The organism is Microbacterium oryzae, assembly GCF_030406385.1.
Classification (GTDB): Bacteria; Actinomycetota; Actinomycetes; order Actinomycetales; family Microbacteriaceae; genus Microbacterium; species Microbacterium oryzae_A.
On sequence record NZ_JAUEPM010000001.1, the window covers coordinates 379,455 to 393,888 of the forward strand.

Annotated in this window: 14 protein-coding genes; 1 reads left to right on the forward strand and 13 read right to left on the reverse strand. The window is 69.8% G+C overall.

From position 1 onward, the window contains the following. Nucleotides 1-61: 61 nt before the first annotated feature. The 13 genes from QWJ90_RS01990 to QWJ90_RS02050 all read right to left on the reverse strand — a co-directional run bounded on the left by QWJ90_RS01990 (nt 62) and on the right by QWJ90_RS02050 (nt 12,984). On the reverse strand, nt 62-1,357 hold the full coding sequence (locus tag QWJ90_RS01990; protein ID WP_290105915.1) for a citrate synthase: 1,296 nt from the start codon (nt 1,355-1,357) through the stop codon (nt 62-64). Nucleotides 1,358-1,534: 177 nt separating this feature from the next. Further along, entirely contained in the window at nt 1,535-2,641 is a 1,107-nt protein-coding gene (gene dapC / locus QWJ90_RS01995) for a succinyldiaminopimelate transaminase (protein ID WP_290105916.1), read from the reverse strand. 3 nt (nt 2,642-2,644) lie between these two features. After that, on the reverse strand, nt 2,645-2,965 hold the full coding sequence (gene fdxA / locus QWJ90_RS02000) for a ferredoxin (RefSeq protein ID WP_156242123.1): 321 nt from the start codon (nt 2,963-2,965) through the stop codon (nt 2,645-2,647). Between the two features lie 46 nt (nt 2,966-3,011). Next, nucleotides 3,012-3,416, reverse strand: coding sequence for a histidinol dehydrogenase (locus QWJ90_RS02005; RefSeq protein WP_290105918.1), 405 nt, complete (start codon nt 3,414-3,416; stop codon nt 3,012-3,014). A 17-nt stretch (nt 3,417-3,433) separates the two neighbouring features. After that, entirely contained in the window at nt 3,434-3,748 is a 315-nt protein-coding gene (locus tag QWJ90_RS02010; protein WP_290105921.1) for an AzlD domain-containing protein, read from the reverse strand. Then, nucleotides 3,745-4,443, reverse strand: a complete 699-nt coding sequence (locus QWJ90_RS02015) for an AzlC family ABC transporter permease (RefSeq protein WP_290105922.1) — start codon at nt 4,441-4,443, stop codon at nt 3,745-3,747. The genes QWJ90_RS02010 and QWJ90_RS02015 overlap by 4 nt, the downstream gene beginning before the upstream one ends. Before the next feature lie 71 nt (nt 4,444-4,514). Further along, entirely contained in the window at nt 4,515-6,416 is a 1,902-nt protein-coding gene (gene typA, locus QWJ90_RS02020) for a translational GTPase TypA (RefSeq protein ID WP_290105923.1), read from the reverse strand. Between the two features lie 98 nt (nt 6,417-6,514). Further along, entirely contained in the window at nt 6,515-7,054 is a 540-nt protein-coding gene (locus QWJ90_RS02025) for a PH domain-containing protein (protein WP_290105924.1), read from the reverse strand. Continuing rightward, the gene (locus QWJ90_RS02030) at nt 7,051-7,638 is read right to left on the reverse strand and encodes a PH domain-containing protein (RefSeq protein WP_290105925.1); all 588 of its coding nucleotides are present in this window, start codon (nt 7,636-7,638) and stop codon (nt 7,051-7,053) included. Before QWJ90_RS02030 ends, QWJ90_RS02025 begins: the two co-directional genes overlap by 4 nt. Next, nucleotides 7,635-9,293: a dipeptide ABC transporter ATP-binding protein gene (locus tag QWJ90_RS02035; protein WP_290105926.1), complete on the reverse strand. Its 1,659-nt coding sequence runs from the start codon at nt 9,291-9,293 to the stop codon at nt 7,635-7,637. The genes QWJ90_RS02030 and QWJ90_RS02035 overlap by 4 nt, the downstream gene beginning before the upstream one ends. Nucleotides 9,294-9,313: 20 nt before the next feature. Continuing rightward, complete coding sequence (locus tag QWJ90_RS02040; RefSeq protein WP_290105927.1) at nt 9,314-10,252, reverse strand: ABC transporter permease; 939 nt, start codon at nt 10,250-10,252, stop codon at nt 9,314-9,316. Then, the gene (locus QWJ90_RS02045) at nt 10,242-11,171 is read right to left on the reverse strand and encodes an ABC transporter permease (protein WP_290105928.1); all 930 of its coding nucleotides are present in this window, start codon (nt 11,169-11,171) and stop codon (nt 10,242-10,244) included. Before QWJ90_RS02045 ends, QWJ90_RS02040 begins: the two co-directional genes overlap by 11 nt. A 178-nt stretch (nt 11,172-11,349) precedes the next feature. Further along, a complete protein-coding gene (locus QWJ90_RS02050) occupies nt 11,350-12,984 on the reverse strand; it encodes a peptide ABC transporter substrate-binding protein (RefSeq protein ID WP_290105929.1) in 1,635 nt (544 codons plus the stop codon). 235 nt (nt 12,985-13,219) lie between these two features. On the opposite strand from QWJ90_RS02050, the gene QWJ90_RS02055 reads away from it, so the two are divergent. Beyond that, entirely contained in the window at nt 13,220-13,996 is a 777-nt protein-coding gene (locus QWJ90_RS02055; RefSeq protein ID WP_436836674.1) for a CPBP family intramembrane glutamic endopeptidase, read from the forward strand. Nucleotides 13,997-14,434: the final 438 nt, after the last annotated feature.

Sequence of the window (14,434 nt, forward strand, 5' to 3'; positions counted from 1 at the left end):
CGGGTGCAGCAGAGCCGGTCCCGGGAGATCCTGGGACCGGCTCTGCTGCTTCAGGGGCGTGTCACGCCGACGGGTACTGCCGCTCCGTCGCTCCGGTGAACAGCTGCTGCGGGCGCCCGATCTTCGTCTTCGGGTCGAGCGCGAGCTCGCGCCAGTGCGCGAGCCAGCCCGGCAGGCGCCCCATCGCGAACAGCACGGTGAACATGCGCGTGGGGAAGCCCATCGCCTTGTAGATGACACCCGTGTAGAAGTCGACGTTCGGGTACAGGCGACGCTCGCGGAAGTAGTCGTCCTGGAGGGCGATCTCCTCGAGCTCCTTCGCGAGGTCGAGGAGCGGGTCGGTGACGCCGAGCGCGGTGAGCACCTCGTCGGCCGATTCCTTCACGAGCTTCGCGCGCGGGTCGTAGTTCTTGTAGACGCGGTGTCCGAAGCCCATGAGCTTCACGCCGTCTTCCTTGTTCTTCACGCGCTCGACGAAGCGCTGCACGCCCTGACCCGAGTCGCGGATCTGCGCCAGCATCTTGAGCACGGCCTCGTTGGCGCCGCCGTGCAGCGGGCCGGAGAGCGCGTGGATGCCCGCGGAGACCGACGCGAACTGGTCCGCGCCCGTGGAGCCGACCAGGCGCACGGTCGATGTGGACGCGTTCTGCTCGTGGTCCTCGTGGAGGATGAGCAGGCGCTCGAGTGCCCGCGACATCACCGGGTTCACCTCGTACGGCTCGCTCATGACGCCGAAGTTCAGGCGGAGGAAGTTGTCGACGAAGCTCAGCGAGTTGTCCGGGTACAGGAACGCCTGCCCGATCGACTTCTTGTGCGCGTACGCCGCGATGACGGGCAGCTTCGCGAGCAGGCGGACGATGTTGAGCTCGACGTGCTCGGGGTTGGCCGGGTCGGACTGGTGCTCGTAGTAGGTCGAGAGCGCCGAGACCGCCGACGACAGCACCGCCATCGGGTGCGCGCGGTCGGGCAGCGCGGAGAAGAAGCGCTTGAGGTCCTCGTGCAGCAGCGTGTGACGGCGGATGCGCTCGTCGAAGTCCGCGAGCTCGGCCGCGCTCGGCAGCTCGCCGTAGATGAGCAGCCACGCGACCTCGAGGAAGTTCGAGTTCTTCGCGAGCTGGTCGATGGGATAGCCCCGGTAGCGCAGGATGCCCTGGTCGCCGTCGATGTACGTCACGGCGGACTGCGTCGAGGCCGTGTTCACGAACCCGTAGTCGAGGGTCGTGTGGCCGGTCTGACGCATGAGCGTCGAGATGTCGATGCTGGGAAGTCCCGAGCTGCCCTGCAGGACCGGGAACTCAGCCGTCCTGTCGCCGATCGTGAGGGTGGCCTTATCGGCCGGGATTCCCGCGTCGCTCACAGCGCCTCCTGGCGGATCGTCTTCGCGACTTGTCTGTCGCCTGGATCTCGTTCGGCCACCGATCGGCAGCCCGGCACATGCTCGGTCGAGTGCGCGAACGCTGTGCCACTACAGCCTAACGGTCGTGTCACCCACCTGCGAAAACGCCCAAAGGATGGCTCGCCCCGTGAAGGAAACCTACGACGAGACGAGCCGGCGGGCGGCTTCCGCGATCCGCTCGTCGGTCGCGGTGAGCGAGAAGCGCACGTGCTGCGGGAAGTGCGGCCCGTAGAAGACCCCCGGCCCCGCGAGGATCCCGAGCTCGGCGAGCCGCCCCATGGACTCCCACGCGTCTCGCCCCTCGGTCGCCCACAGGTACAGCCCCGCCTCGCTGCGGTCGATCCGGAACCCCGCCGCCTCGATGGCCGGGCGGAGCATCTCGCGGCGCGCCCGGTACCGCTCCTTCTGCTCCGTCACATGCGCGTCGTCGCGGAGGGCGACCGCCATCGCGTGCTGAACCGGCGCGGGCGGCATGAGGCCCAGGTGCTTGCGCGCGGTGAGGAGGTCGCCGACGATGCGCGCGCAGCCGGCGACGAACGCCGCACGGTAGCCGGCGAGGTTCGACTGCTTGCTCAGCGAGTACACGCTGAGGAGGTTCGCGCGGCTGCCGCCCGTCGCCCGCGGGTCGAGCACCGAGGGGACGCGCGCATCCGCCCACCGGCCATCCCACCCCAGCTCGGCGTAGCACTCGTCGCTCGCGAGGACCGCATCGAGCTCGCGTGCGCGGTTCACGGCGACTGCGAGCTCCTCGACGCTCCACGTGCGCCCGTCGGGGTTGCCCGGGGTGTTGATCCAGATGAGCTTCGCGCCCTCGGGCCACTCCGCGGGGTCGTCCAGCGCCATCGGGGTCGCACCCGCGACCCGCGCGCCGACCTCGTACGTCGGGTAGGCCGCGCGGGGGTGGACGACGATGTCGCCCGGCCCGAGGCCCAGCAGGGTCGGGAGCAGCGCCACCAGCTCCTTCGAGCCGATCGTCGGCAGCACGTTCCGCGGAGCGAGGTCGTCCACGCCTCGACGCCGCGCGTACCACTCGACGATCGCCTCGCGGAGGGCCGGCGTGCCGACCGTCTGCGGGTACGCGTGCGCGTCGGTCGCCTCGGTCAGCGCCCTGCGGACGACCTCCGGCGTGGGGTCGACGGGAGAGCCGATGGAGAGATCGACGAGACCGCCGGGATGGGCGGCCGCACGTTCGCGATACGGGACGACGGCGTCCCAGGGGTAGTCGGCGAGGTCCCGCACGCCCATCGGCTACTCGCCCTGCGGGGGGAGCGACGCCACGACCGGGTGGTCCTTCGCGATCACGCCGACCTTGGATGCGCCGCCGGGCGATCCGATGTCGTCGAAGAACTCGACGTTCGCCTTGTAGTAGTCCTGCCACTCGTCCGGCAGGTCGTCCTCGTAGTAGATCGCCTCGACCGGGCACACCGGCTCGCAGGCGCCGCAGTCCACGCACTCATCCGGGTGGATGTACAGCGACCGCTCGCCCTCGTAGATGCAGTCCACCGGGCACTCATCGATGCAGGCGCGGTCCTTGACGTCCACGCAGGGCAGGGCGATCACGTAAGTCACCCCTCGATCCTACGCGTGCCGGACGTGCGCCGCCCGGTAGGCGATCCTAAGCGGCGCGGGTGCGCTCGGAGAGGGCCCGGAGCTTCGCCATGTCGGGCCAGGCGACGGCGACGAGCACGATGCCCGCGAGCAGGAAGGTCCACACGTATCCGTAGGGGAACTCCCCCGGCGCTGGCATCGGCACCACGACCGATCCCCCCGGGCCGCGGCCGGAGTAGATCATCAGGGCCGCGAGCATGCCGAGCCCGGCCGCGAGGGCCGACCAGCGGTCGTCGGTGAGCAGCCGCAGCGCGGCGAGGAGACCGGCGCAGGCGATCGCGGCCAGGGCCATCCCGACCGGGAGCACGCCCCACGCGTACGCGTGGCCGATCGTGCCGGCGACCCCGAACACGGCGCCGGCCAGCAGCGCGACGATCCAGGTGATGACGTGCGCGAGGCGGTCCGTTCCCATGGTTCCAGGTTAGGCGCTCAGGCCGCCCACCCCAGTGCGCGCAGCAGCGCGGCCGCGACCGCCGCGCCCACCACGACGACGAGGAACGGCGCGCGCATCCCCAGCAGCGCGAGCGCGACGGCGATCGCCGGCAGACGTGCGTCGAGCCGGATGGCCTGTCCCGCTCCCAGGGTCTGGGTCGCCACGAGCGCGCCGAGGAGGGCGACCGTCAGGAGGTCGACGATGCGCGCGGGTCGCGCGGCGTCGAACCAGCGCGGCGGAATGGCGTAGCCGACGAGCTTCAGCGCCGCGCACGCGACGGCCGCGAGGAGGACGGGCGTCCACATCGTCATGCGCCTTCTCCTCGTCGGCGTCCGAGCGCGTTGGTCCAGCCCACGACGACCGCGACGAGAGCCGCGGCGAGAACCGGAAGCCCCGCGGGCAGCGCGGGGGTCGTCGTGGTCGCCACCACGGCCGCTGCGACGCCGACGGCGACGGCCTGCCGGTCGCGCAGCCGCGGCCACAGCAGCCCGAGCATCGCCGCCGCGGCGGCCGCGTCGAGGCCGTAGGCGCGGACGTCGCCGAGCACGTCGCCCACGAGCGCGCCGACGAGCGTCATGAGGTTCCACGCGAGGTAGATGCCGACCCCCGTGACCCAGAAGCCCGTACGGCGCCCCTCGGGCGTTCGGTGCGCGAGCGCCACGGCCGTGGACTCGTCGATCGTGAACGTCGCAGCCAGCAGCCGGCGGCCCCAGCCGCCGCCGACGAGCGGGTTCATGCGCACGGCGTAGACGGCGTTCCGCACACCGAGGAGGGCAGCCGAGGCGATGGCCGACGGCGCCGCAGCGAGGCCGCCGGAGGCGATGACCCCGACGAACGCGAACTGCGATCCGCCCGTGAACATCAGCAGGCTCAGCACGCAGGTCTGCCACACGTCGAGGCCGGCCGCGACGCTCAGCGCGCCGAAGGAGATGCCGTACAGTCCCGTGGCCGCCGACACGGCCATCCCCTGCCGCCATGCGCTCTGGACGTCGGGCGTGCGGGTCATCCCTCGAGCCTACGCAGAAGCGCCCCCGGTCCATGGACCGGGGGCGCTTGCCGAGGATCACTCCGCGAGGATCAACCCTGGCGCTTGAGGCGCGAGGCGGCGCGACCGCGCTCGGTCGCGTCGAGGACGACCTTGCGGATGCGCACCTTCTCGGGCGTGACCTCCACGCACTCGTCCTCGCGCGCGAACTCGAGGGACTCCTCGAGGGAGAGCAGACGCGGCGGCGTCATCGACTCGAACGTGTCGGCCGTGGCCGACCGCATGTTCGTGAGCTTCTTCTCCTTGGTGATGTTCACGTCCATGTCCTCGCTGCGCGAGTTCTCGCCGATGACCATGCCCTCGTAGACCTCCTCGGTCGGCTGCACGAAGAACGACATGCGCTCCTGCAGGGCGATCATGGCGAAGGGCGTGACGACGCCGGAGCGGTCGGCGACGATCGAGCCGTTCTGGCGCGTGACGATCTGGCCCGCCCACGGCTCGTAGCCGTGGGAGATGGCGTTGGCGATGCCGGTGCCGCGCGTGGTGGTGAGGAACTCGGTGCGGAAGCCGATGAGACCGCGCGACGGCACGATGAACTCCATGCGCACCCAGCCGGTGCCGTGGTTCGTCATGTTCTCCATGCGGCCCTTGCGGGCGGCGAGCAGCTGCGTGATCGCGCCGAGGTACTCCTCCGGGGAGTCGATCGTGAGGTGCTCGAAGGGCTCGTACGTCTTGCCGTCGATCTTCTTCGTGACCACCTGCGGCTTGCCGACGGTCAGCTCGAAGCCCTCGCGGCGCATGTTCTCGACGAGGATGGCCAGGGCCAGCTCACCGCGGCCCTGCACCTCCCATGCGTCGGGCTTTCCGATGTCGACGACCTTGAGCGAGACGTTGCCGATGAGCTCGCGGTCGAGGCGGTCCTTCACCATGCGAGCGGTGAGCTTGTGGCCCTTCACCTTGCCGACGAGCGGCGACGTGTTCGTGCCGATGGTCATCGAGATGGCGGGGTCGTCGACCTTGATCTGCGGCAGCGGACGGACGTCATCGGGGTCGGCGATGGTCTCGCCGATCATGATGTCGTCGAAGCCGGCGATGACGGCGATGTCGCCGGGGCCCGCCGACTCGGCCGGATACCGCTCGAGCGCCTTCGTGAGCAGCAGCTCGGTGATGCGGGCGTTCTGCGTGGTGCCGTCCTGACGCACCCAGGCGACGGTCTGCCCCTTCTTCAGGGTGCCGTTGAAGACGCGCAGCAGCGCGAGACGACCGAGGAACGCGGAGGAGTCGAGGTTCGTCACCCAGGCCTGCAGCGGCGCCTCGTCGTCGTACTCCGGAGCGGGCACGTGCTCGAGGATGGCCTCGAACAGCGGCTCGAGGTCGTCGTTGTCGGGGAGCGCCCCGTCGGCGGGGCGGTTGCGCGAGGCGGCGCCGGCGCGGCCGGAGGCGTACACGACCGGCACGTCGAGCAGCGCGTCGACGTCGAGGTCGGGGACGTCGTCCTGCAGGTCGCTTGCGAGGCCGAGGAGCAGGTCGTGAGCCTCCTCCTCGACGGCGGCGATGCGCGCGTCGGGGCGGTCGGTCTTGTTCACGAGCAGGATGACGGGGAGCTTGGCCTCGAGGGCCTTGCGCAGCACGAAGCGGGTCTGCGGCAGCGGGCCCTCCGACGCGTCGACGAGGAGCACGACGCCGTCGACCATGGACAGGCCGCGCTCGACCTCGCCGCCGAAGTCGGCGTGGCCCGGGGTGTCGATGACGTTGATCGTGACCGGCACGTCGGTGTGCAGGCCGTTGTAGGTGATCGCCGTGTTCTTGGCGAGGATCGTGATGCCCTTCTCGCGCTCGAGGTCGTTCGAGTCCATCGCGCGCTCCTCGACGTGAGCGTGCTCTCCGAACGAGCCGGTCTGGCGCAGCATCGCGTCCACGAGGGTGGTCTTGCCGTGGTCGACGTGCGCGACGATCGCGACGTTGCGGAGGTCGGAACGATGGGCGAGCGCCATGAAGGGTCCTTCTGATGTGGGGATTGGCCCCGAAAGCGGGGCGCTCCATCCTATCCCCCGCTTCCGCGACAGCGCTCAGCCTGCTCGAAGGCGCGGCCTCAGAACCCGAAGAGGCCGGTGACGGCGAGCGACCAGAGCGCCCAGGCGACGATCACGGCGAGGAGGACGAGCGACGGCGCATGCCAGCCGCGCCGCACCGGCTCGTCGGACGCGGCCGCGCGCTCGCGGAAGAGCTCGAGCGTGGCCGCCTGGTCGTCGCCCGGCTGCTCGCGGCGGTTGATGTGCAGGTGCCGCGGGGCGGCGCCGAGCGCCGGCAGGACCCGCCCGTCGTCGAGGACGATCTCCAGCTGCCAGCGCATGCGGATGGCCGCGATCCGCGACCAGGGGACGTCGGCCGTGCGCAGGGTGTTGCGCACCCGCAGCCGGTCATCGACGGCCACGACGCTCGGTGCGGCGAGGAAGACGTACACGCCCCAGCAGAGCGCGAGGAGCCAGGGAGCGACGAGGACCGCGTCGAAGGCGCGCCCGCGGACCACGGCGTCACCCAGGAGGTAGAGGGAGAGGGCCGCGGCGACGGCGAACGCCACCCAGCCGGATGGCCGCCGGAACGCGACCCGGTACGCGGACGGGGTGCTCATGGCGTCACCGCCACCGCGACGGCGGCCCACACCACGAGGACGACGAGCGCGATGAGCTGCGGGGCATTCCACGAGGTGCGCACCCTGCCGACGGGTACGGTTCGGTTCGCCGACGCCGCGCCATCCGACACCGCGCCATCGTTCGACACCGCGCCATCCGCCGCCTGCTCGTGCAGCTCGCGCAGGATCTCGGTCTCGCGCTCGGACGGGTGGGGCACCCCGCGGCGGGTCGGCTTGCCCGCCGGGATGGCCCAGGCCTGGATGGCCCGCCCGCTCTCGAGCACGAAGGCCACCTGCCAGCGGAGCGCGATGCTCTCGACGGCGGTCCAGGGGATCTCGGCCGTGCGCAGGGGATTGCGCACGGTCGCGCCGCGCGGGTGGGCGACGACGCTCGGCGCGTACAGGAAGGTCCAGACGAACCACAGCGGCAGCAGGAGCCACGGCGCGATGAGCACCGCCTGCTGTGCACTGCCGCGGATGAGGACGTCGCCGAGCAGGAACGCGACGGCGACGGCCGCGAGGAGGAGCCAGACCAGGCCCGCATTGCCGCGGATGATCCGGCTCCTCTCCCGCGGGTGGGTCATCGGCTGCCGATCTCCATCGTCTGGCCGGGGATGGCCTCGAGGAGCCGACGCGTGTACTCCTGCTTCGGGTCGGCGAAGATCGTGTCCACCGCGCCCTGCTCGACCACGCGCCCCTGCTCCATGACGCAGACGAGGTCGGCGGCCACGCGCACGACCGCCAGGTCGTGCGTGATGAACAGATACGTCAGGCCCAGCTCGCCCTGGAGCTCGGCGAGGAGCTTCAGGATCTGGTCCTGCACGAGGACGTCGAGCGCGGAGACCGCCTCGTCGAGGACGACGATGTCGGGCTTGAGCGCGAGCGCGCGCGCGATCGCCACGCGCTGACGCTGGCCGCCGGACAGCTCGTTCGGGTAGCGCCAGGCCAGCTCGCGCGGGAGCGCGACCTGCTCGAGGAGCTCGAACACCCGCTCGCGGCGCGACGCGGTGTCGCCGACCTTGTGCACGTTCAGCGGCTCGGAGATGAGCGCGCCGATCGAGCGCAGCGGGTCGAGAGACCCGTAGGGGTCCTGGAAGACCGGCTGCATCCGCCCGCGCAGGTCGAACACCTCGCGCGACGACAGCGTCGTCGCGTCGGTGCCGTCGATGAGGATCTGCCCGCTCGTCGCGGGCTCCAGCTGCAGCACCATCTTCGCGACCGTGGACTTGCCGGATCCTGATTCACCCACCAGCGCGAGCGTCTTGCCCTTGGGGATCTGGAAGGAGACCCCGTCCACCGCGCGGAACGGCTCGCTGCGGAACCCGCCGCGGCGGATCTTGTACTCCTTGACGAGGTCGCGCACCTCGACGACGGGCGCCGCGGTGTGCAGCACCTCGGTCGTCGTCGCCACGCCGCGGTCCTCCGCCGTCGCCTGGATGCGCTGCGACGCCAGGCTCGGCGCCGCGGCGACGAGGCGCTGCGTGTAGGGGTGCTGCGGGTTCTGGAGGATCTCGCGGCTGGGCCCCGACTCCACGACTTCGCCCCGGCTCATCACGACGATGGTGTCGGCGCGGTCGGCGGCGAGGCCGAGGTCGTGCGTGATGAAGAGCACCGAGGTGCCCTTCTCGCGCGTGAGCGAGGCGAGGTGGTCGAGGATCACCCGCTGGACGGTGACGTCGAGCGCGCTCGTCGGCTCATCCGCGATGAGCAGCGCCGGGTCGGCCGCGAGGCCGATGCCGATGAGGGCGCGCTGGCGCATGCCGCCGGAGAACTGGTGCGGGAACTGGTGCAGACGCCGCTCGGCGTCGGCGAGGCCCGCCTGCTGCAGCACCTCGATCGCGCGCTTCTCGACCTCCTTGCGCCCGGTGGCCAGCCCGTTCGCGCGGACGGCCTCCTTCACCTGGAAGCCGATCGACCACACCGGGTTGAGGTTCGACATCGGGTCCTGCGGCACGTAGCCGATGCGGCGGCCGCGGATCGACTCCATCTCACGACGGTCCACCTGGGTGAGCTCGACGCCGTCGAGCTGGATCGACCCTGCGGTGACCTCGCCCGTGCCGGGCAGCAGGTCGATGATCGCCGTGGCGGTGGTCGACTTGCCCGAACCGGACTCGCCGACGATGGCGACGGTCTCGCCGCGGTGCACGTCGAGGTCGACGCCGTGGACGACTTCGCGCTGCTTCTTGCCGGTGCCGAACGCCACCTTCAGGCCGCGGATGCGGAGCAGGGGCTCGTTCATGGTGGTGTCCTTCGTTCCGCTCATCGCTGCGCCCTGGCCTTCGGGTCGAGGGCGTCGCGGAGGAGCTCGCCCAGCATGATGAAGGCGAGCACCGCGAGGGTGAGCGCCAGCGAGGGATAGATGAGAGCCATCGGGGCGGTGCGAATGGCCGTCTGCGCCTGGCTGATGTCGGCACCCCACGAGACGGTTCCGCCGCCGAGGCCGACGCCGAGGAACGACAGCGTCGACTCCGCGACGATCGCGCTTCCGAGGCTGATCGTGGCCACGACGATGACCGGCGCGATCGCGTTCGGCAGCACGTGGACCACGAGGGTCTTGAACCGCGAGAGGCCGAGCGAGATCGACGCCATGACGTAGTCCGACTGCTTCACGCGCAGCACCTCGGCGCGGATGATGCGCGCGGTCGAGGCCCAGGAGAAGCCGCCGATGGCGAACGCGAGCGTGAGCTCGTTCCGCTGGGTGGACAGCACCGTCATCACGACGATGGCCGCGACGATGTAGGGGATCGTGAAGAACACGTCGCCGATGCGCGAGAGCAGCGCGTCGACCCATCCGCCGTAGAAGGCCGCGATGGAGCCCATGACGACGCCGATGACCGTGCCGATGATCGTGGCCAGCAGGCCGACGATGAGCGACGTGCGCGTGCCCCAGACCAGGCGCGACCAGATGTCGCAGCCCTGGCGCGTGAAGCCGAGCGGGTGCCCGGCAGTCGGGTCGCCGTTGCTGTTCGCGAGCGTGCAGGCCCCGCCGCTCGGCGCGACGCTCGTGAAGAGCGTGGGCACGACCGCCATCACGATGAAGAGCGCGGCCAGCGCGAGGGACGCCCAGAAGAGCGGGCGACGGCGCAGGTCGCGCCATGCGTCGAGCCACAGGTTGCTCTTCTTGCCGTCGACCCGCACGGCGTCGACGACGACCTCGGACGCCTTCACGGGCGCCACGTAATGCGTACTAGCGGACATAGCGGATCCTCGGGTCGAGCAGACCGTAGAGCAGGTCGATGAGCAGGTTGATGAGCACGTAGACCACCACGAAGATCGTGACGAACGACACCACGGTGGGGGTCTCATGTCGGATGATCGCCTGGTACAGCGTGTTGCCCACGCCGGGGACGTTGAAGATGCCCTCGGTGACCGTGGCGCCGACCATGAGCACGCCGAACTGCGTGGCGGTGTCGGTGACCATCGGGATGAGCGAGTTCCGCAGCACGTGCACGGGGATGACCCGGCCGCGCGAGAGGCCCTTGCTGTAGGCCGTGCGCACCCAGTCCTGACCCAGCGTCTCGATCGTCGACGAGCGCGTCAGACGCATGCTCGTGGCGTAGATGCTGAGCGCCAGCACGATGGCCGGCAGCCACAGGTCGCCCCAGTCGTTGTTCGCGCCCACTGTCGGGCTGAACCAGCCGAGCTTCACGCCGAGGAAGAACTGCGCGATGAACGACAGCACGAAGATCGGAACGGCGACGAAGATCAGCGCCACGACCAGCATCGCGTGATCGAAGATCGTGCCCTTGAGCAGCGCCGAGCCCGCGCCGACCACGATCGCCAGGACGAACGCGATGAGGATGGCCAGCACCGCCAGGCGCAGCGTCACCGGGAACGTGCGGGCGAGGACATCGAGGACGTTCTGACCGGAGAACGTCACGCCGAAGTCGAGGCGGAAGATCCCGCCGAGGTAGTTCAGGTACTGCACGATGAACGGCTGGTCCAGCAGATACTGGGCGCGCAGGCGCTCGAGCACCGCGGGCGGGGGCTGCTTGTCGCCGAACAGCGCCGCGATGGGGTCTCCGGGCATAGCGAAGACCATGAAGTAGATCAGCAGAGTGGCACCCAGGAAAACCGGAATGACCTGCAGGATCCGTCTGAGGATGTAAGTGGCCATCCTCGACCTCCCTCCGGGGGTTCTATCGTCCGTGCGGGCACACAGCGATAAGGCGCCCGCACGACGGCGCCCCAGCCTCTTATCCTCTCCCTCTTTTTCTGGGAGAGGGGTGAACCGGCTGGGACATGGTGCGAGGCGGTGACGTGGTGACGTCACCGCCTCGCGGGGTAAGGGGTGCTTACTCGGCCTTGGTGACCTCGTAGTAGAGCGGCACCGAGTTCCAGCCGAACTCGACGTTGTCGACGGTGTCAGCCCATCCGCCGGTCACGTTCGAGTACCAGAGCGGGATGGCCGGGAGGTCCTGCAGGAGGACCGCCTGCGCCTCGGCGAACAGCTCGTTGGCGGCTTCCGCGTCGGTCTCCGAGATGCCCTCGGCCAGGAGCGAGTCGAACTCCTCGCTCGAGTAGTCGCCGTCGTTGGAGCCGGCGTTCGTGGCGTAGAGCGGGCCCAGGAAGTTGTACAGACCCGGGTAGTCCGCCTGCCATCCGGTGCGGAAGGCCGAGGTGATGGTGCGGTTGGTGACCTCGTCGCGGAGACCCGCGAAGTCGGGGTACGGCTCGCCCACCGCGTCGATGCCCAGCACGCCGGCGATCGAGTTCACGGTCGCGTCGACCCAGGCCTGGTGGCCGCCGTCGGCGTTGTAGGCGATCTTGAACTCGCCCTCCCACGGGCTGATCTCATCGGCCTGCGCCCAGAGCTCGGCCGCCATCTCGGGGTCGTACTCCAGGACCTCGCCGCCCTCGAGCGACTCGCTCCAGCCGTCGATGACGGGCGACGTGAAGTCGCTGGCCGGCGTGCGGGTGCCCTGGAAGATCACGTCGGTGATCTCCTCGCGGTTGATGGCCATCGAGATCGCCTGGCGGCGCAGCTGGCCCTCTTCGCCCTCGAAGTGCTCGAAGTACTGCGGGATCGTGAACGACTGGAAGATCGCGGCGGGCTGGTTCACCCAGTTGTCGCCGAGCTCGTCCTGGTAGGTCTCGAACGCGGAGTCCGGGATCTGGTCGAGGATGTCGAGGTTGCCCGCGAGCAGGTCCTGGTACGCGGCGTCCTGCGTCGCGTAGAAGATGATGGTCAGGCCGCCGTTGACCGCCTCGCGCGGACCGTCGTAGTCCTCGTTCTTGACGAGGTCGATCTGGACGTCGTGCTGCCACGCGCCCTCCTCGGCCAGCTTGTAGGGGCCGTTGCCGATCGGGTTCTCGCCGAACGCGTCCATGTCCTCGAACGCCACGTCCGGGAGCGGGTAGTACGCGGAGTAGCCGAGGCGCTGTGCGAAGTCCGAGGCGGGCTTGTTGAGCGTGATCGTGAACGTGTAGTCGTCGACCTGCTCGAGGCCCGTGAGCTCGGAGTCCTCGTCGTAGCTGAAGCCCTCGATGTCTTCGAAGAAGTAGCTCGAGAGCTGCTGGTTCGAGGCGAGCGCGCCGTAGTTCCACGCCTTGATGAAGTTGTCGGCGGTGACCTCTTCGCCGTTCGTGAACGTCAGGCCCTCGCGGATCTTGACCGTCAGCTGCGTCGGGGAGTCGACCGTGATGTCCTCTGCGACATCGTTGACGACGGCACCGTCGGCCTCGTACGAGATGAGCCCGGCGAAGATGCTGTCGAGGATCTTGCCGCCGCCGACCTCGTTGGTGCTGGTCGGGATGAGCGGATTCTGCGGCTCGTTGCCGTTCGTCGACACGATGGCCGTCGACGCGCCGCTGTCAGAAGCCGTGTCCTCGTCGGTCGAGCCGCCGCCGTCGCTCGCGCAGCCGGCGAGCGCGAGGCTGCCGACGCCGAGGAGCGCGAGACCCGAGAGGGCGATCTTGTTGCGCTTCACTTTGTTCCTCCGATGGAAGGGGATGGGGGTGCCGAGCAGGGGCTCAGAATCCCCTGTCAGCGATGGGTCGAATCTAGGCGGCGCGGCGGTGTGTGCCAAATCCTCTCCAAAACCGTTACAGTCCCTTTACTCAGCGCCTGTTCCGTTTGGCACAATGCATATTTCCGTCATGTTTCGCACGAGTTTCGTGGAGCTACCACAATCAGATGCTCCTTCTCAGCACGCTCCTTGTGCGATGTGCGACGCTCGGGCGGTGACCGCCGTCTGTTCCACATCTGTCGACCGCCGCCGCCTGGGTTGGGAGATCGCGATCGTGCTCGCGCTCTCCCTCGGGCAGTCGGCGCTCTACTCCGTGCTCTCGCTCCTGCGCGCGCTGCTGCGTCCGGAGGCCTTGGCCGATCAGGCGACGGCGCTGAACCCCGCTCGCGCCGAGGAGCCGGCGTGGGACGTCGTCTACCGGCTGCTCGACATCGGGTTCGACCTCTGCCTCGTTGCACTGGTGGTGTACCTCCTGTGGGAGCCGGGCCGCAGCGCGCTGCGCGGCATCGGGCTGGATCTCCGCTCCCTTCCTCGGGATCTCGGCCGTGCGGCCATCCTGCTCGTCGTCATCGGCGTGCCGGGGATCGCGCTCTACGTCGGGGCGCGGCTGCTGGGACTCAACGTGGACGTGCAGGCCTCGTCGGGGATCGACGGGTGGCTCGTGCCCGTGCTCGTGCTGTCCGCTCTGCGCGCGGGGCTCCTCGAGGAGGTGATCCTCGGCGGGTACCTCTTCGACCGGCTCGGGCGCGTCGGATGGCGGCCGTGGACGATCATCCTCGCGGTCGCAGGGCTTCGGGCTGCGTATCACGCGTACCAGGGGTTCGGCGCGATCATCGGGAACTTCGCGATGGGCGTCGTGTTCGGCTGGTGCTACCGCCGCTGGGGGCGCGTGATGCCCCTGGTGCTCGCCCACGCGCTGATCGACGTCTTCGCGTTCGTGGGCTATCCCCTGGTGGCCCCGTTCCTGCCATGAGCCGCTCGGCCGCGTTCCCCGGGCGCGGCCCGGCCCGCGGCGCGCTGCGCGCTGACCCGCGGCGCGCTGACCCGCGGCGTGCTGACCTGCGAGAATCCCGGCATGCGGCGACAATTCACCCGCCGGCCGCATTGTCGCGGTGCGTCTGGATTCTCGCGCGAATGATCGCGAGCGGCGCGGAGGTACGTCTCCTGCACATGCCCGCCGCGGTTGCTGTGGCGTCCACAGATCCGACTGCGGCACCGCACCAGGCCTTGCCTTCCTCGAAGCTGACGGGATGACCGCTGCGTCGCCGCCGATCCGCGGAATCCGCCCCGTGCCGCTTCCCCTCCTGCCCCGCGGGGCCGCCGGCGTCGACATCGACAGAGCGCTCCGGCAAGGCACCCTGGTCAGGGTCACCAGAGGCGTCTGCGCACCGTCCGATCTCTGGCGTGCCCT